Here is an 18,037-nt window from a genome sequence, read left to right as displayed (position 1 = left end):
TAACTGTAAACAATAAAGCTGTATAGCATAATATATTCTAATAATAATTTTTAAGGAGTAATTTTATGCTCAATAAATATAATAGGGTGGAAGCTGTGAATTATGCTGTGAAATATGCACTTGAGCCAAACAAGAAATACAAATACTTTCCATCTATAAATGAAAACGGAGGGGATTGTACTAACTTTGTCTCTCAATGTTTAAATGCAGGGGGTGCACCTATGGATCGCAATATCATTAGGCCATGGTGGTATGATATAAAACAAGGTAAAGGTTCAGTTTGTTGGACTGTTGCTCATTCTCTATACTGGTATTTAAAAGTAAATCAAAGGATAAATAGAAATGTAATTAAAGGCCTGGAAGTTGAGGATATAACAAAGCTTGAAATCGGAGATGTCATATTTTACGAAAACTACGAGAATACAATTTTTCATGCTGCAATAATAACCTCCTTTATAGATGAAGGTAAAAATAGGGAACCTCGTATATCGCAACATACATTTAATCAGCTTAATGAAACTTATAAAAAAAGCTATAACTATAAAAAGATGCATTTTCTTAAAATCATATTATGATAAAGCAGAGATATTCCCTGCTTTTATTTTTTTGATTATAATAGTTGCCAATTTTGAAGCATAAAACACTTAAATTTAATAATGTAGTAGCATAGTAAATGAAAAAAGTAGCAAACTATTTATATATATGTATAACATAGCATTTAATATAAGGAGGCATGAAAATGTCACATAAATTAATCTTTGAAAATATTCTAATATTTTTATTACCACTTCTGGAGGTAGCATTTCTAGCGTCTGTGATAATAGGGATGAGAAGAGATAAGAAGGTATTAAAGATTGTTTCTTTTGTTGTTATTACATTTATGTATCTTAGTATATGCATTTTGTTATGGGTAAATAAAACTGTTTAGTAGTTTCAAACGTACTCCATTGAATAGACATAACATTTATGGGCTATGTCTATATTGAGTCACAAACTAAAAGATTTTAATATGATAGAATATATTTATGAGGAGTGATTTGTGGTGAAACTTACTAGAGAATTTTATGCTAAAGAAACTTTACAGGTTGCGAGGGCACTTTTAGGGAAAGTGCTTGTACATGAAGTTAATGGAGTGAAGTTAAGCGGAAAGATAGTTGAAACTGAAGCATATATTGGATCAATAGATAAGGCTTCCCATGCTTACGGAGGGAAAAAAACACCTAGATTAGAAGCCCTATATGGCAAGCCTGGGATAGCATATGTATATTTTATTTATGGTATGTATCATTGCTTTAATGTGATAACAAAAGAAGAAGGCTCACCAGAAGGAGTTCTAATTAGAGCAATTGAGCCAATAGAAGGACTAGAAGAAATGTCAAAGTCAAGATTTAATAAATCCTATGATGAATTGACAAAAGCTCAATTTAAAAACTTGACTTCAGGTCCCTCAAAACTTTGCATAGCAATGAATATAAATATAGAAAATAACAAACAAGATTTATGTGAAAACAACCTATATATAGAAGAATCAATATATAAAGAAAAATTTGAAATTATTGAAGCTAAAAGAATTGGAATTGATTATGCTGAAGAAGCAAAGGATTTTAAATGGCGATTTTATATAAAAAGTAATGTTTGGGTATCTGTAAAATAGATATAAATATTAACTAAACAAACCAGAAATGGACTTAATTTTAAATATCATAACTTCTTCTTCATCTTCAATTTCACCTGTAAATTCAAAGCCAAAACGCTTATATAAACCTTTAGCTCTTGCATTTTCAGGTACCTCGCTAAGATATACCTCATCATAATCATAATTAGTTGCAATGTAGTCCATGATCTTTGCCAATGATGCCTTGCCATATCCCTTTCCTTGGAATTTTTCATCAATCATAAACCTGCAAATCCAAAATTTCTCATCATCTTTTTCTTCGGCAAGCATAACAAAACCAACCATAGTCTCATCATTATAAATACACATAGGTGTGCATTCAGGTTCATATTTTGATTGTGCCAAAGAAAATGAATTAGAGGTTACAAATTTTTTTTGATTCTCTGCCACTTTTAAGCTAACACATTCTTGCCAGTTATCAATATTTACTTCCACTAATATAATATTCATATAAAATCCCCCCAAGTTTATTTGATTTTTTATAGAAAAGCACTTAATATTCTGTATATATATATTTTACCTTATTAGTTATATAAAATCCATTCTAATCTTTTCTTTTATAAAACACGTTAATATTTCTAATATTTATAATTTATGGTATAACTAGTATATGGATAAGCTTTGATTTAATAGTATATAGCCTTATGAATGGTATTATTTTAAGGGGGAGAATATGGATATTTTATTTAAAACTGATGAAGGAAGATTTAATTATAGGGTAGCAGGTATTATAATGCATGATAATAAATTATTAATTATGAAAGATGAACATTAAACTTATTATTATATTCCAGGCGGTCGAGTTACCATGGATGAATTAAGTGAAGAGGCAATCATAAGAGAAATAAGAATTTGAGATATAATATAAAAAAATAGAAAATAGTCTATAATATATAAAGCGTTGCTTAATAGTAATTTTGCAACATGAATAATATGGCGAATTAATTTTCTTTTTAAAGGAGGAGATATTTATGAAAAGAGAATATTTGGAATTAAAAACATGCCGTACAGAAAAAGCTGAATTTATATGTGGGAAAGAATATATTGTACTTGATACAACAACTAAATATACCTATGAATATGATTTCAAGGTAATGCCTTGCTATAGGGTTGTAAACGAAAAAGGCGGTGTGGAAATAGTTGTGCCTGACCAAATTTTCTATCCAACCAATAGGCTATTACAATCCATAAAAGACGTAGTATATTCAGGCACTTTAAACATAGAAAATTTAAAGGAGGGTGAAGCATACTCTGTCTTTAAAATGGATGAAGAAAAGGGAGAGTTTGTTTATACCATCTTTGATGATTCATATAAACTAAAAACATATCCTACAGCTTTGTTTGTCTCAGAATCTCAATATCTTGAAATGACTAAGGAGGAACTTTTTCATTTTAAGGAATTAAAAAAAGAAGAACAATTAAAATTTGAAGATTTGAGGAAAAAAGAGGAGCAAAAGGTCTTAGATGAAAAATTAGAATTTGAAAATGCTAAAAAGAAGGAAGTTCAAAAATCTTTAGATGAAAAAATCATGCTACAAAGCACAAAGGACTTAAATAATCTGGAAATAGAAAAAATCAAAGAATTTATAAAAGTTTTAAGACCAAATATAGTAGACAATACTACGACTATTTTCATTAATAAAGTCTCCAAAATTACAAATAAAATCAATAAACTCTCAATAGTGTATGCTACTGGATGCCTTATAACAGTTGTTTCTTCACTATTTGGTAAGTTCTTACTAAGTTCAATAATTAATAGCATATATTTATTTGGAGGTGTGTTAACTTACTTATATTTAAAAAACGATTTATCTGAAAGTTTAATTAAAGAGATTCCTACAAGTAAAAAACTTGATAAAGCATCGCTAAGTTTATTGGTTTCCTTTAGTGATGATATATTGTTGAAATTAAAAAAAATCGAATTAAATTTATTAATCTTAGAAAGTGGAACTAATGTAAGTAGTGGAACTGTTTCACTAATAAGCGAATCTGTAGCCTTTTGCCTGGAAAGCTATAAAGTCAAAGATATTAATTTACTAAAAGACATTTCTGTATTTTTAGATAAAACCCTTGAATATATATATAGCTTGATAGATGGGGATAATTTAGAAGAATTATATATAGAAAAGCAGATTTATGAAAATGTATCTTCCGTTATAAATAGAAATACTGATATTTTTCAACTTATGATTTCTGACAATAAAGAAATTAAAGAAATATTAAATAAAGTGGATTAGGTAGGGGTAATCCCTTCCTAATCCACTAATTTATTCAATCGGACAAAACAAGGCACAAAAACACAGGAAGTCGTTCTCAAATTTTTATATAATTAGATTGAAAGGAGTAATTAAATTTAATTAAAATCTTGTAAAATTTAATAAGAATTTAATTAAGCACTTAACTCCAAAATCTAATGACATACTGAAACCATTGATTTTTATGGAGTTAGGTCTTAGTTAAGAATGCTGTTAAATTTAACTATAAATTGATGATAAATAATAACACGAACTTGTACATGTTCTAATAAGAAAAATAAATAGGAATACTCCTAGGTGGCTAGATGAAGGAGTTGCTTCTTATGAAGCAAAAGATAATAATGAGGAATGGATTAAAAATACAGTTAGTACAGGTGTGAAAAATAACAGGATACCGCAGTTTAATGATTTAGACACAGGCGAAGATTTTCAAGCATTTTTCAAGAAAGATGGATACCAATACTCATACACTATAGTAGAATCAATAGTTAATATGTTTGGTTATGATAAGTTATATAACTTAATAAAATCACCTGCTAATTTTGTAGAGGTTTTTGGTATGACAGAAAACGAATTGCAAAATGAGTGGATTAAGTATATTAAAAAGAAATATATTCTAAATTAAAGGGTTGTAAATATGACAAAACCGTGTTGGCCAGACACTATTATACACAGGAAAGTATTATTTTAATTAATTTTCAACTTGGAAAAGGTAGAATGTTTTGGTAAAATTATATATGTTACATTCTTAATGAATAAATATGGTGATGAGTCATTAAGTTAAAAGAGATGTGACAAGAGGAGGACATTATGTCAAAAGTAGCTCTTTTAGTAATAGACATGCAAAAAAATTGTAAAGACGATACGTCATGTACGTCATCATTTGAAAAAGCGGTAGAATATATTAATGAAATCAGTCAATATTTCCGCGAGAAAAAACTTCCTGTGGTAATCATACAGGATGTTGAAGCAGGAGGGCCAGAGACTGAGGGTTTTAAATATGTGGAAGAATTAGTAGTATCAGAGAATGATTTTTTTGTGCATAAAAGCTATAGCAACTCCTTTTGGAAAACGGAGCTGGATACTATTCTAAAGAATGAAGGTGTAGACTGTATTGTTATAAGTGGATTTGCAGCAGAACATTGTGTCCTCTTTACTTACAATGGTGCGATTGAAAGGGGTTATAATACTTTTTTACTTCAAAATGGTATTGCGGGGTATGATAATGATGAAATTAAACGCATTCAATTGTTAAGATCTGTTGTAAGCTATGAAGCTCTTGAGTATTTTTTAGAGAGCACAGATTAATAGCTTAATTTATAATAAAGGAGGCGTATGAAATGTCAGAATGTATATTTTGTAACTACAATGAATCAGAAATAATAGTAGCGAATAAATTGATCTATGCTATCTTAGATCATTTCCCAGTAAATAGTGGTCATTGTTTAATTATACCAAAGAGGCATTTTGCTAACTTCTTTGAGGCAACGGAAGAAGAGATTAAAGCAATATATAGTTTAATGCATGAAGTAAAAGAAATGTTTGATGTTCAATATGAACCAGCGGGATACAATATAGGCATAAATGTAGGAACATATGCTGGGCAAACCATAGATCATTTACATGTGCATTTGATTCCTCGATATATAGGTGATGTGGAAGATCCAAAGGGTGGGGTAAGGAATTTTAAAGAGGCATTAATCTAATACAAAACAACAGGAAAGAGTAGGAGCAAAGTGATGGATACAAGTAGAATATTGAAAAAAAGCTCGAACTTAAGAATAGTGTTCATCCTATTATTAATTACAATTATGCTTTTTTCTCTTGGCATGATTTATTCAATGGGCTCAGGAATTGTTGATAATGGTAAGACTGATTTGTCTAAGGTAGAATTTTCGCAAAGAGAATTAGTGGCACTAGATGGTAGCTGGGAATTCTATTGGAATCAATTATTGACACCTGAAGATTTTACTTATGGATATTTGCCCAAAATTGATTCTCTTATGAAAGTACCTGGAAGTTGGCATGACAAAGAAGCGGGAACAAAGGTGTATCCAAATCATGGGGTGGCAACCTACCGTTTACTCCTAAACTACCCTTATACGCTTAAGGATCCTGCTCTTAGAATTCAGAGAATTGCCAGTGCTTACAAGCTATATGCTAATGGAAAGCTTATTACAGAGGTTGGAGTGGTATCAAAAAAAACTTCTGACTATAAACTAGATTATAAGCAGCTTATTATAGAACTTCCAAAGGAGCAACAACAGCTGGAGTTGATTATTCAGGTAGCCAATTTGGATTATGCCAGAGGAGGACTTCGTGAAAGTCCGGTATTTGGTTCAAAACAGGTTTTAGAGCAGCATAAGATATATCTTCTGGCACTGCAGCTTCTATTTATTGGCAGCGTTTTTATATTTGGCATTCATTATCTTTTGGTATTCCTATTACAAAGGAAAAATAAAACAACACTAATTTTTAGCATACTTTGCTTTATTGTGGCCTTTCGATCGTCGGTATGGGGAGAAACGCCTTTGAAAATCTTCTTTCCCAATATGCCAATTGAAATAGGGATATATATTACTTATATTACAGGATACAATTTAATGCCAATCATCATCTTTTTTGTCCTCAGCATTCACCCCCTGGGATATAAAAAGAAGATGTTGTGTTTAATTTTGCTACCTAACCTATTTTTTGAGACACTGCTACTTACACCGATAGGATTTATGGCTTCATTCAATAATTATCATTTTTCGCTTATGCTACTGCAAATGATTTATATACTTAGCATTCTTATAAAAGAAGTACTCCATAAAAGTGACAATGCCATAATTATGTTGATAGCCATAGAGGTTTTTATTTTTTCAATCCTTGCAGATATATTAAACAATAAAGGTATTGGAAGCATAACTATATCTTATATGTTTTTGTATGGAAATTTTGCCGTTATTATCGCAATGTCTTATGTTCAAGCCAAACAATATGCAAACACGCATAATAAGCTTATTATATACAATGAAAAGCTGGTTGATGCAGACAAACTCAAGGACAAAATAATGGCCACAGAGATGTCATTTTTGCAGGCACAGATTAAGCCCCATTTTCTATACAATTCTTTAAATGCCATTGCTAATGTATGCGAGGTGGATGGGGAAAAAGCTAGTAAGCTCATTGTAGACTTGGCAATATATTTAAGAGGGAGTCTTGAATTTAACAATCTGGATAAAATGTTGACAATAGAAAAAGAACTGGAATTTGTAGGTACTTATTTCAACATTGAACAAGCACGCTTTGGTGGGAAAATACAGTTAATTAAAGAGATTGAAATACCTTTAGAATTTGAAATACCTGTTCTAATCCTCCAACCCTTAGTGGAAAATGCAGTTAGACATGGTATCTCTAAAAAACCAGGTGGAGGTTCCGTTTACGTAAGAATAAAACAAACAGTGGAAGGCACTAATATAGAAATTGAAGATGATGGTGTGGGCATCCATGGAGAAATACTTGCAATGATTTTAAGTGAAGAGAGATTAGACAAAGGCGTTGGCCTACTCAATATACATCACAGGCTCCTTCGATTATATGGCAGAGGCCTTGATATAAGTAGCCAGGTTGGGCGTGGGACTTGCGTGAGACTAGTAATACCTGAAGGGAGAAAATGAGTATGATACGGATTGCGGCAGTAGACGACGAGATGCACGTGCTTGAAAGATTCCAAAGAATGGTGTCAGAATTTAAAGAATTTGAGCTATGTGGTCTATTTGAAACAGGGGAACAGTTATTATCCTATTTAAAAGTACATCCACTTGATGTCGTTTTCTTAGATATTGAAATGCCAGGCATTAATGGCCTTAAGCTTTCAGAACAGATATTAGATCACAATGAAAACATAGACGTTATTTTCGTTACTGCCTTTAACCAATATGCTGTGGAGGCTTTTGAATTGCAGGCCATGGATTATATTCTAAAGCCCTTAACAGAAGAAAGACTTGGAAAAACCATAATGCGGTTGTTGAAAACCAAAAGGATAGTAAGACATTCAGAGAAACCTTTTATTCAATCCTTTGGCGATTTTGAAATATTCTTATATGGTGAAGCACTGACCTGGAAAAATTCCAAGGCAAAGGAGCTATTGGCTTTTTTAGCACACAAAAATGGTGTACCAGTAAGTTGGGAAAAAATAGCACATGCACTTTGGCCGGACTATAATTCCGAAAAAGCCCAAACGAACTTTCATGCAACCACCTATTTGCTACGAAAAAGATTAGCAGAAGCAGGTATATCTCGCATACTGGAAAGCGGTCGTGGAAATTATAGAATAGTGGCAGACCAAGTCAACTCTGATATTTATGAACTAGAAAAGTTGGTTAAAAGCAATAAGATAAAAAGAAAAGAGAATTTTCATTTACTTAATAAGTTAAATCAAAGAGGATATATGGAAGAGAGCGGGTATGCTTGGGCACAACCAAGAGCTGCTGAACTCCAGGAAATGTGCAAAAATATGAGACCCGGTTTAAAGAAAAATAAATAAAAGAAATTTCGACAATATTTTATATGTTTACATAAAAATCGTCAAAACACTGATATATAAGGCTTTAGAGAAGATGTCCTATAGGATTAATTAATCCTATAGGACATCTTTCATTTAGGGTTCATTTAGGGTTGATGGTATATGATAGGAATAACGCGATAAATTCATAATTGTGAGGTGAAATATGAAAAAAAAGTATATTGTTATTATAATTTTATTAATAAGCATATTTGTAGGTGCTTTTATATATGAAAATTATAATATAAATACTAGTTCAGGAGAAGTAACTATAAGTAAAAAAAGTAAATATGATGCGTCAAAAGAAATTAAAAAGGCATTAAACACATTAAATAGTAGTAAAAAGGCAGATGTTATAACAAATGTAAAGACAACATCAAATATAGTATCATTATCATTTGAGGGACTTAGTAATAAAGATACAATAGATAAAATAATACATATATTAGATGAATACGGAATTAAGGCAAGCTTTTTTATTCCAGGAATTAAAGCAGCTGAGGACTCTAGTATAGTGGAACTAATCCAAAAGGGTGGACATGATATAGGCAGTGGAACTCTTTCTAGGACTAAGAATATGGAAAAGTTATCTAAAGAAGAGTTAGTTACTGATTTTTGTAGCACTAATAAGATTTTGAAATCTATAACTGGCGTAGATCCTATTTTACTAAAGTGTAATTCTACAGTTTATAATGAAAATATCTTAACAGCAGTTTATGCATCGGGTAATAAATATGTTGTTGATAGTGATCATTATGTAAGTTATCAAAGTTTTAAAAATTATACCCAAGCATATGGCTATATAAAATATTTAGCAAAAGGAACAATAATCTCCATAAAATTAGAAGGCGTTCTTGATAGCTTTGAATATGGAGAAAAAAGAGTAGAAGAGAAACCTGCCATAGATAAGCCTGATGGTATAAGTGAGGAAAGGGATAAAGAAGATTCAGAAGTTACTATTATACAAATAGTAGAATGGCTCTCAAAATCAATAGAGGAACAAAATAAAACTGTTGTTAAATTATCTGAGTTACCAAGTATTAAAAAATACTATGAATTACAAAAAAATGAAAATATATTAAAGAATCAAAATATATTAAAAAATAAAAACATTGAAAATAGTACATTAGGAAACAAGGGCGTTGAAAATGATGTAGATTTAATAAATTTTAAACAATTAATAGAAAAAAATAATAAAAGACTTGTTCCTATTATTTCAGAATTTTACACTACCCAAAAGTCTTTAGCATATACATTTAGAGGCCTAAGCAATGAAACTAGCTTAGATAAAGTACTGAAAACACTTGAAAAACTTAATGCTAAGGGAACATTTTTTGTAACAAAACAAGAAATATTAAATTATCCAGATAGAATAAATAAAATCTTAAGTAAGGGTCATGAAATTGGAAATGGAGGCATAACCACTAGTTCTAATTTATTAAAAAAGAAAGCAGAAGAAATTTGTAGTGAAATATATGAAGTTGATAAATTGTTAAAAGAGAAAGGAATAATTACAAATGCATATATGGCTGGATATGGGTATGCAGATACTGAAATTCAAGAAGCAATATCTGCAATGACTAATATGCCTTCCTTTAAAAATTATGAATTATTTACCTATTCAAAGGCACCTATTATTTCTAGATATAAAAATATGAATGCTGAAGAAATAATGACTAGCTATTTCAATGTAAATTCCTATGCATCACTTAAAAAGGGCGAGATAGTTTATTTTAGATTAGATGCAGATTTATTTAAAAATGATGATGTTATTGCCAATATAATTGAGCTAGTTACTAAAAATTATGTTCAAAATGGTTATGTTAATAAATATAATGACAAGTTACATACCTATGATTTAGCTCAAAAACCATTAGGATATTTAGTAGTAACATTAAGTAATTTACAAAATACTATTGAAACATCATCAAAGCTCGGTAGATACAATATTATAAAAAGTCCAATTTCTATGAAAAAAAGAACCTATGAAGATGCACTAAGCATGATGAAAACTAATTATGTAGGTAATGAATATGTAGATTTAAGTGATTTTAGTGAAGAGGAAAAATTATCTATTGATAAAAATGGGGTCATTGATACAAAAGGTGAAAATGTTATATTTTTTACCTTTGATGATTGGGGGGGAGACCCAATAATAAATGAAATACTAGACGTATTAAATAAACATAAAGCAAAGGCGGGATTCTTTGCAATATCAAAATATGCAGATATTCATAGTGATATATCAAATGTTAATCCAAACCTACTTAGAAGCATTGCAATAAACGGTCATGATATAGGAAGTCATAATTATAATCATGAACTTTTAGAGGCGAATAGACAAGAACTCGAAGTTTCCTTAATTAAATCTTATGATGTTATGGCGAGTATAATAGGCGATTTACATTCATTAAGACCATATTTTAGACCACCTACCTTACTATTAAGAAGAGAAGGGCTAGCTGCTGTACTTGAAAGTGGATATAAATATTCCATTAGTGGAAATATTACAACTCATGACTATGAAAGAACTTCTGCACAGGAAATCGTTAATTATATAGAAGAAGAATTAGTTAAGGGTAAGGGTAATGTTGTAGTAATGCATATGAATGATCAAAGTTATTACACTGCAGAAGCTATAGACATATTCTTAACTAACAATGAAAAAGCATTGTATGGAGAAAAATATAAAGTTGCAAAGTTAAGTGATTATTTAGAAAAATAATGTTATTTATTTGAATGTGCCTTAATTTGTTGATGAGGAGTTTGAAGGATGAGGGTTGAATATAAGAAGCAAAAGAATGATAAAGATGAGGCGGGGGATACTTTATTAAATCCCCGTAGAGATAGAAGGCTACTGGCAAATGTTCCTGATAAAGAAGCTATAAGAAATAGTGTTGATCGTAGAGGGGAAAAGATACTGGCGGATTATAATGGTAATGTAAATTCATTTATAAAAAGTAAAGAAGCTGGAATAAGATATATAAGTCAAACTGATATTAAAATGAAGTGTAAAAGCCAAAAGGACAATAGCACATTTAACGTTAAATCCTTAGATATTTCTACTACTGGAATTTTAATAGAACTAAAAGATAGTGAACAATTAAATAGAATTAACAATGCAAATAATATTAAATTAGAATTTAGAATATTACCTGGTTCTATGCCAGAAGGCTATGAAATGAATGTTAAAATTAAAGGGAAAAAGGTTCGAGAGTCTATCGAAGCGGATGGAAAAATATTATGTGGTATAGAATTTATGGAAACATTATCAGAATATTCTAATAGAAAAAAAGGGAGGTATGTCTTAACTACATCTAGTATAGTATTATTATTTATAAGTATATTCATTATATTAATGCGGGCAGAAAGTGTTATATATTTTAAATTTAATAAGTGGTTATATTTATATAGTATTATTGCAGCTGTATTTTTATTAAGTAGATATTTGTTTGGTGGTTTATACAAGCCCGTGCCAATAGATGTTGACTATACACCAGCTGTAACAATTATAATTCCTTGTTTTAATGAAGAAGAGTGGATAGAAAGAACAATTTTAAGTTGCATTAACCAAGACTATCCTACTGATAATCTAGAAGTCATAATTGTAGATGATTATTCTGATGATGACTCTGTAGAAAAAATTATTGAGACCATAAATAAATTAACTAATGAAGCAGAAAGATTTGATGCAAAAGGTAGGGTGAAGTATTTTGTTCAAGAAAAGAACTTAGGAAAAAGGGATGCACTTTCAAGGGGAGTAATAAACGCAAAACATGATTTAGTTGTATTTGTTGATTCAGATAGCTTTTTAGATCCTTTTGCAATAAGAAATTTAGTACAACCTTTTAAAGATCCTAAGATGGGTGGAGTGGCAGGTAGAACAGATGTTGCTAACACGTATACAAATACTTTAACTAAAATGCAGTCTGTTAGATATTATATTGCTTTTAGAATTATGAAGGCAGCAGAGGCTTATTTTGATGCAGTTACATGTTTATCAGGACCACTATCCTGCTATAGAAAACAAATAGTTATAGATAATATGGATCAGTGGATAAACCAAAGATTTTTAGGTCATAAGGCAACCTTTGGTGATGATAGAGCTATGACTAATATTGTATTGAATGGAAATAGAACTAGTTATCAAGATACTGCAATTTGTGCAACTATTGTACCTAATAAGTATAAGGTGTTTCTTAAACAACAAATGAGATGGAAAAGGTCCTGGCTCAGAGAATCAATTATCGCAGGAAAGTTTATGTGGAAAAAAGAACCTTTTATGGCCTCTTTCTTTTTAATGGGAGTATTTGTTCCTATTGCTGCACCTATAATAGTTACTTATAACTTAATCTATGTGCCAATTGTACATAATATATTTCCAACCACCTTTCTTGTTGGACTATTAATGATGGCATTAATGATGAGTTTTGCTCAAATGTTCTTTAGAAAAAGTACAACTTGGATTTTTGGAATTTTATTTTGTGTTTATTATGAAGCCGTATTGCTATGGCAAATGCCTATAGCTTGGGTAACCTTTTGGAAATCTACCTGGGGTACAAGAATGACTCCAAGTGATGTGGAAGCTCAAATGAAAAAAGAGCGAAGGAAAGGCTTTAGTATATTAAGAAAAAAGGGAGAGAGTGAATATGAAAAATAAATTTTTTTCTCCTGAAAAAAAAGATAGAATTAAAATAATTAGAGGTACAGTTCAAGGAATAGTTTTATTTGCAATATTATTAGTTATTATAAAAGCTGTAATTACATTTTCAGTATATAAGCCCTATAGCTCAGATGATATTTCTAACGAGATTAAGAGTGGGTTTATTGCCATATCATATTTTGGTGTAGATAGAACTGGAGATCCTACGCTAATAAGTACTGAATCATTAGAAAAGCAAATTAAAGCGTTAAAAGATAATGGATATGTAACCATTACTCAGCAAGATATATTAGATTACTATGCAAAAAGAAAGGACTTACCAGAAAAGTCATTGTTTTTATTGTTTGAGGATGGAAGAAGAGATACAGCAATATTTTCTCAAATATTTCTAGAGGAATATAATTATAAAGCCACAATGCTGACTTATGCAGATAAATTTGCAAAAAAAGACTCGAAATTTTTAATGCCTAAAGATTTATTGCACTTAAAAGATAGTTCTTATTGGGAACTAGGGACTAATGGATATAGGTTAGAATATATAAATATTTTTGATAGTGATTCTAATTATTTAGGCAGATTAAATTCCGTAGAGTTCTCAAAATTAGCATCTAAAATTGATAGAGAATACAATCATTATTTGATGGATTACATTAGAGATGGATATGGAATTCCTATGGAAACTTATGAAGAGATGAAAGAGCGTATACATTATGATTATGAAAAAATATCAAATATATATAAGGAAGAAGTTGGATACATACCATCTTTATATGCGTTAATGCATTCAAATACTGGACAATTTGGTACAAATGATAAAGCTAGTGAAGTAAATAGCAAACAGATTAAAGAGATATTTAGTGTAAATTTTAATAGAGAAGGAAACGCATTAAATTTATTAGGCAGCTCTATTTATGACTTAACGAGGATTCAACCACAGGCATATTGGTCCACTAATCATTTATTAATGAGAATCTGGGATGATACTAAATCAAATATTGAATTTGTTGTAGGAGATGAAGAAAAAGCTAGTAAATTTAAGGGGATAAAAGGACAAGCAGAGTACATAGATGATAAGATTATATTAACATCATTGCCTAAGGATAAAGGGCTTATAAAGTTGTCAAATAGTGAAAGTTATAAGGATATAAAAATAACAACTACATTAAATGGTAATAGTATAGGTTCTCAGTCTTTATACTTCAGATCCAATGAAGATACAAGCAATAGTATATGTGTTCAAATTATTAATAATATAGTTAATGTTATTGAAAATTCAAATGGAAATAAAAACATCATATATTCTTTAGAATTAAGTAAAGAGAATAAGGATAAAAAAATTGATATAAAGGAACCAGGAAGTAAAAAAATTGATATAAGATTAATCCATAAAAAACTTACTTTAACTATTGATGAAAAGAAGATAGTAGAAGGCTTAGAAGTAAGCCATGAAAATGAAGGAAGTATTTTTCTTGAGTCTGCATGGGGAGAATATGGATATAGCCAAAGAAATATTGCAGACGATGTATATGACGGTGTATTCAAAAGTTTTAAAGTTACTGATTTAAATAATGAAGTGTTATATGATTCTTCCTTAAAAGGAGTGAAAGCTGCAACTTATAAGATTAAAGGTACATTCAATAAACTTGTGAATTGGTTTATTAAAAATTTATAGTTAAAGAGGTAAGGAGTAATAGTGTGAGAAAAAACTTGATTTTTACTGGATTAATATTATTAGGAGTATTAATGATGTCAGTTATATATATAAATGTTAATTCAAAAGAAAATAATTTTAATAAGAAAGATAATAAGGTAGTGTTGGCTGAAGATAAAAAAGTATTTGAAGAAAATATAAATAATTTATCAGCGTGGGTTGCATATTGGGATCTAAATTCTGATAGAGAAATTAAGACTTTAGATATGGAATTAAAAAATATTTGTTATTTTGCAGTTAATTTTAATTCCACTAATGAATTAGTTATGCCAGAAAATTTAATTGATTATTACAATAAAACAAAGAGTTATGATTACAATAAATATATAACTATTGTCAATGATAAAATAAATAGTGATGGCAGCTCTATATTAAAAGATAGGAATTTATTGAAATCTTTATTTAACAATTCGGATTTAAGAAGTACTCATATTCAAGAGATTATTAACCTAGCAGTTAAATATGACTTTGATGGTATAGAAATTGATTATGAACAAATAAAAAATGATATGAAATTGTGGGATGATTATATATTATTTATAAATGAACTATACCAAAAGGCTGAAAGAAAAGGTTTAAAAGTAAGAGTTATATTAGAGCCTAACATACCTTTTGAAAAATTGAGTTTTGCGAAAGGTCCAACCTATGTAATAATGTGCTACAATTTGCATGGAGGCTTTAGTGAACCAGGAGAAAAAGCAAATCCTAAATTTATTAGGGAGTTAATGGAAAAAACCAGCAAGATTCCAGGAAAGAAGGATTTTGCAATTGCAACTGGCGGATTTAACTGGGCATCTAGTGGCAAAAATACTTCCCTTTCAGAAACCGAAGCTAACCGAATATTAAAAGAATATGGCTCTAAAGCAGAACGGGATGATGAAAGTCAGTGCTTGTTTTTCAATTATACAGATGAAAAGAATATAGAACATGAGGTATGGTATGCGGATAAAATTACCTTAGAGTCTTGGATGAAGGTTATAATAGAAAAGGGATATGATATTAGTATTTGGAGGCTTGGTGGCAATTTGTTTGAATATGATAATTAAGAAGTGAAAATTTTAAGGATTATTTTTAGTAAAACTTTAAAATTAAGATAGAGAGTTTGGTAGGTATGATGGATAGGCACTTAGTGCCTATCCATTATTTTTTTGTCACTTGTAAGTCATAGGATTATATCTTAAATATGCCACTTGTCACGTGGATGGCACCATAATTCAGAATATTGTGAAATAAGCTTGTCATTATGTGAAAAATATGGTATAAATATATAAATATTAGTAATTTAGTAACATTCTATTTACAATTTTACTAACATGTAGGGGGGATTTGCATGTCAAAATACATACTGAAGAGAATTATTTCAAGCATCATCACCTTATGGGTGGTAGTTACTGCAACATTTATACTTGCACATGTAATTCCTGGTGGTCCTTTCGATAGAGAGAAGGTTCTTCCACCAGAGATATTAAAAAACATTACAGAAAGATATAATTTAGATAAATCGCTATTGTGGCAGTATCAGGATTACATTGGCGATTTAGTAAAATTAGATCTTGGACCATCATTTCAACAAAGAGGAACATCCGTTAATGACATTATTAATAGAGGCTTTCCTGTATCCGCGAGGCTGGGGGCTGTTGCTGTTTCTATATCATTAGTCTTTGGGATAATCCTTGGGATAATATCCGCCTATAAACAAGGAAAGTGGCAGGACAACCTGGCAATGTTTATAAGTACATTAGGTGTTACTATCCCATCCTTCGTAATTGCTACTCTTCTTATATATTTTTTAGGAGAAAAGCTAAGGTGGTTTCCAGTATTTGGACTGTCAAGTCCAAAGCACTATGTTCTACCTGCAATGGCTCTAGCGGGGTTTTCCATGGCGTTTATATCTAGACTTATAAGATCCAGTTTGCTAGATGTTATTCGCCAAGATTATATTAGAGCTGCAAGAGCAAGAGGGTTATCTGAAACTTCAATTGTTTTTGTACATTCATTAAGAAATGCTATACTTCCCGTAATTACCTATATCGGACCACTAGTAGCAGCAATTTTAACTGGAAGTTTTGTAGTAGAGCGAATTTTCACAATACCAGGCCTTGGTAGATCCTTTGTGGATAGTATATCTAACAGAGATTATACCTTAGTCCTTGGAGTGACAGTTTTCTACAGTTTCTTATTAATTGTTTGTAACCTCTTGGTAGATATTCTTTATGCATTTGTAGATCCTAGGATTAACATTGAAGGGGAGTGATGATAATGACTGAAAATACTTTAAAAAAACCGAATTTTAACCCGGTAAGCATTGAAAAAAGACAAAGCTATGTAGCGAATCGTGAAAGCGAAACTTACTGGCAGGATGCACTTAGAAGACTTAAAGGGAACAAAGTAGCTATGCTTTCAATGGTGATAATTATGATTGTGTTAATCATGGCTATTGTAGGTCCCTTAATAAGCAAATTTGATTATGCTACAAATGATCTTTTGAATTCAAACAAGTGGCCTGATAGAGTTCATTGGTTTGGCACTGATGAGCTCGGAAGAGACATATTTGTGAGAGTTATGTACGGAGCTAGAATATCTCTTTCTGTAGGTGTTGTAGCGGCAATGATTAACCTGACTATAGGAGTATTATATGGCGGCATTTCAGGTTATTATGGTGGCAGTGTAGATAATATTATGATGCGTATTGTAGATGTTCTTTATAGTATACCAATGATGCTATATGTAATACTTTTAATGGTGGTTTTAGGTAAGAGTCTCCTAAATGTATTTATAACCCTAGGAATTATATATTGGGTTGGAATGGCCCGTATTGTACGTGGACAAGTATTATCCTTAAAGGAGCAGGAATTTATATTGGCGGCAAAAGCTGCAGGTGCCAGTAAACTCAGAATTATTTTAAGACACCTGATACCTAATTCAATGGGTGCCATAATAGTTACGTTAACACTTTCTATACCTCAAGCGATTTTCACAGAAGCTTTTTTAAGCTTCATTGGGCTTGGTGTTGCGGCTCCAATGTCAAGTTGGGGAACACTGTGTAATGATGCACTAGCTACTTATAAGACTTTTCCTTATCAATTATTTATTCCAGCTTTAGCTATTTCAATAACAATGATTGGTTTTAACCTTTTTGGTGACGGTCTTCGAGATGCCCTTGACCCTAAGATGAGAAAGTAGG

Annotated in this window: 16 protein-coding genes; 15 read left to right on the top strand and 1 reads right to left on the bottom strand. The window is 30.6% G+C overall.

Going from position 1 to position 18,037, the window contains the following annotated elements; genetic code table 11:
- Window positions 1-65 precede the first annotated feature (65 nt).
- The 3 genes from KPL50_RS12625 to KPL50_RS12615 all read left to right on the top strand — a co-directional run bounded on the left by KPL50_RS12625 (window position 66) and on the right by KPL50_RS12615 (window position 1,654).
- A complete protein-coding gene (locus KPL50_RS12625) occupies window positions 66-575 on the top strand; it encodes an amidase domain-containing protein (RefSeq protein ID WP_216298861.1) in 510 nt (169 codons plus the stop codon).
- A 164-nt stretch (window positions 576-739) separates the two neighbouring features.
- Window positions 740-928, top strand: coding sequence for a hypothetical protein (locus KPL50_RS12620; protein ID WP_216298860.1), 189 nt, complete (start codon window positions 740-742; stop codon window positions 926-928).
- A gap of 114 nt (window positions 929-1,042) precedes the next feature.
- A complete protein-coding gene (locus KPL50_RS12615; RefSeq protein ID WP_216298858.1) occupies window positions 1,043-1,654 on the top strand; it encodes a DNA-3-methyladenine glycosylase in 612 nt (203 codons plus the stop codon).
- Window positions 1,655-1,663: 9 nt separating this feature from the next.
- Here KPL50_RS12615 and KPL50_RS12610 read toward each other — a convergent pair whose 3' ends face one another.
- Window positions 1,664-2,125, bottom strand: coding sequence for an N-acetyltransferase (locus KPL50_RS12610; RefSeq protein WP_216298857.1), 462 nt, complete (start codon window positions 2,123-2,125; stop codon window positions 1,664-1,666).
- Window positions 2,126-2,646: 521 nt separating this feature from the next.
- Between KPL50_RS12610 and KPL50_RS12605 the strand changes: the two genes are divergently transcribed.
- The 12 genes from KPL50_RS12605 to KPL50_RS12550 all read left to right on the top strand — a co-directional run bounded on the left by KPL50_RS12605 (window position 2,647) and on the right by KPL50_RS12550 (window position 18,036).
- On the top strand, window positions 2,647-3,912 hold the full coding sequence (locus KPL50_RS12605) for a hypothetical protein (RefSeq protein WP_216298856.1): 1,266 nt from the start codon (window positions 2,647-2,649) through the stop codon (window positions 3,910-3,912).
- 394 nt (window positions 3,913-4,306) lie between these two features.
- The gene (locus tag KPL50_RS12600) at window positions 4,307-4,555 is read left to right on the top strand and encodes a hypothetical protein (RefSeq protein WP_216298854.1); all 249 of its coding nucleotides are present in this window, start codon (window positions 4,307-4,309) and stop codon (window positions 4,553-4,555) included.
- Between the two features lie 185 nt (window positions 4,556-4,740).
- Window positions 4,741-5,238: an isochorismatase family cysteine hydrolase gene (locus tag KPL50_RS12595; protein WP_216298853.1), complete on the top strand. Its 498-nt coding sequence runs from the start codon at window positions 4,741-4,743 to the stop codon at window positions 5,236-5,238.
- Window positions 5,239-5,270: 32 nt separating this feature from the next.
- On the top strand, window positions 5,271-5,636 hold the full coding sequence (locus KPL50_RS12590; RefSeq protein ID WP_216298851.1) for an HIT family protein: 366 nt from the start codon (window positions 5,271-5,273) through the stop codon (window positions 5,634-5,636).
- Window positions 5,637-5,669: 33 nt separating this feature from the next.
- Window positions 5,670-7,592, top strand: a complete 1,923-nt coding sequence (locus tag KPL50_RS12585; RefSeq protein WP_216298849.1) for a sensor histidine kinase — start codon at window positions 5,670-5,672, stop codon at window positions 7,590-7,592.
- Between the two features lie 2 nt (window positions 7,593-7,594).
- Window positions 7,595-8,461 carry a response regulator gene (locus KPL50_RS12580; protein WP_216298848.1) on the top strand — a complete coding sequence of 289 codons (867 nt, stop codon included), beginning with the start codon at window positions 7,595-7,597 and terminating at the stop codon, window positions 8,459-8,461.
- A 184-nt stretch (window positions 8,462-8,645) separates the two neighbouring features.
- Complete coding sequence (locus KPL50_RS12575) at window positions 8,646-11,204, top strand: polysaccharide deacetylase family protein (protein WP_216298846.1); 2,559 nt, start codon at window positions 8,646-8,648, stop codon at window positions 11,202-11,204.
- A 48-nt stretch (window positions 11,205-11,252) separates the two neighbouring features.
- Window positions 11,253-13,139 (top strand): glycosyltransferase, encoded by a 1,887-nt coding sequence (locus KPL50_RS12570; protein ID WP_216298844.1) that lies wholly within the window; start codon window positions 11,253-11,255, stop codon window positions 13,137-13,139.
- Window positions 13,129-14,814, top strand: a complete 1,686-nt coding sequence (locus tag KPL50_RS12565; protein ID WP_216298842.1) for a glycoside hydrolase — start codon at window positions 13,129-13,131, stop codon at window positions 14,812-14,814. Before KPL50_RS12570 ends, KPL50_RS12565 begins: the two co-directional genes overlap by 11 nt.
- 23 nt (window positions 14,815-14,837) lie before the next feature.
- Window positions 14,838-15,899 carry a glycosyl hydrolase family 18 protein gene (locus KPL50_RS12560; RefSeq protein WP_309245177.1) on the top strand — a complete coding sequence of 354 codons (1,062 nt, stop codon included), beginning with the start codon at window positions 14,838-14,840 and terminating at the stop codon, window positions 15,897-15,899.
- A 284-nt stretch (window positions 15,900-16,183) separates the two neighbouring features.
- Window positions 16,184-17,107 carry an ABC transporter permease gene (locus KPL50_RS12555; RefSeq protein ID WP_216298840.1) on the top strand — a complete coding sequence of 308 codons (924 nt, stop codon included), beginning with the start codon at window positions 16,184-16,186 and terminating at the stop codon, window positions 17,105-17,107.
- A 5-nt stretch (window positions 17,108-17,112) separates the two neighbouring features.
- Window positions 17,113-18,036 carry an ABC transporter permease gene (locus KPL50_RS12550; protein WP_216298839.1) on the top strand — a complete coding sequence of 308 codons (924 nt, stop codon included), beginning with the start codon at window positions 17,113-17,115 and terminating at the stop codon, window positions 18,034-18,036.
- The last annotated feature ends 1 nt before the right edge of the window (window position 18,037 follow it).

The sequence above is a fragment of the Clostridium sp. CF012 genome, from assembly GCF_018861755.1.
Lineage (GTDB): Bacteria > Bacillota > Clostridia > Clostridiales > Clostridiaceae > Clostridium_AD.
The sequence above is the reverse complement of the archived record's forward strand: the minus strand, read 5'-3'. Positions and strand labels throughout refer to the sequence as shown.

Bases quoted from the DNA above. Each gene is read 5' to 3' on its own strand.
- KPL50_RS12625 (WP_216298861.1), top strand. From the start codon at position 66: ATGCTCAATAAATATAATAGGGTGGAAGCTGTGAATTATGCTGTGAAA.
- KPL50_RS12620 (WP_216298860.1), top strand. From the start codon at position 740: ATGTCACATAAATTAATCTTTGAAAATATTCTAATATTTTTATTACCA.
- KPL50_RS12610 (WP_216298857.1), bottom strand. From the start codon at position 2,125: ATGAATATTATATTAGTGGAAGTAAATATTGATAACTGGCAAGAATGT.
- KPL50_RS12605 (WP_216298856.1), top strand. From the start codon at position 2,647: ATGAAAAGAGAATATTTGGAATTAAAAACATGCCGTACAGAAAAAGCT.
- KPL50_RS12595 (WP_216298853.1), top strand. From the start codon at position 4,741: ATGTCAAAAGTAGCTCTTTTAGTAATAGACATGCAAAAAAATTGTAAA.
- KPL50_RS12590 (WP_216298851.1), top strand. From the start codon at position 5,271: ATGTCAGAATGTATATTTTGTAACTACAATGAATCAGAAATAATAGTA.
- KPL50_RS12585 (WP_216298849.1), top strand. From the start codon at position 5,670: ATGGATACAAGTAGAATATTGAAAAAAAGCTCGAACTTAAGAATAGTG.
- KPL50_RS12580 (WP_216298848.1), top strand. From the start codon at position 7,595: ATGATACGGATTGCGGCAGTAGACGACGAGATGCACGTGCTTGAAAGA.
- KPL50_RS12575 (WP_216298846.1), top strand. From the start codon at position 8,646: ATGAAAAAAAAGTATATTGTTATTATAATTTTATTAATAAGCATATTT.
- KPL50_RS12570 (WP_216298844.1), top strand. From the start codon at position 11,253: ATGAGGGTTGAATATAAGAAGCAAAAGAATGATAAAGATGAGGCGGGG.
- KPL50_RS12565 (WP_216298842.1), top strand. From the start codon at position 13,129: ATGAAAAATAAATTTTTTTCTCCTGAAAAAAAAGATAGAATTAAAATA.
- KPL50_RS12555 (WP_216298840.1), top strand. From the start codon at position 16,184: ATGTCAAAATACATACTGAAGAGAATTATTTCAAGCATCATCACCTTA.
- KPL50_RS12550 (WP_216298839.1), top strand. From the start codon at position 17,113: ATGACTGAAAATACTTTAAAAAAACCGAATTTTAACCCGGTAAGCATT.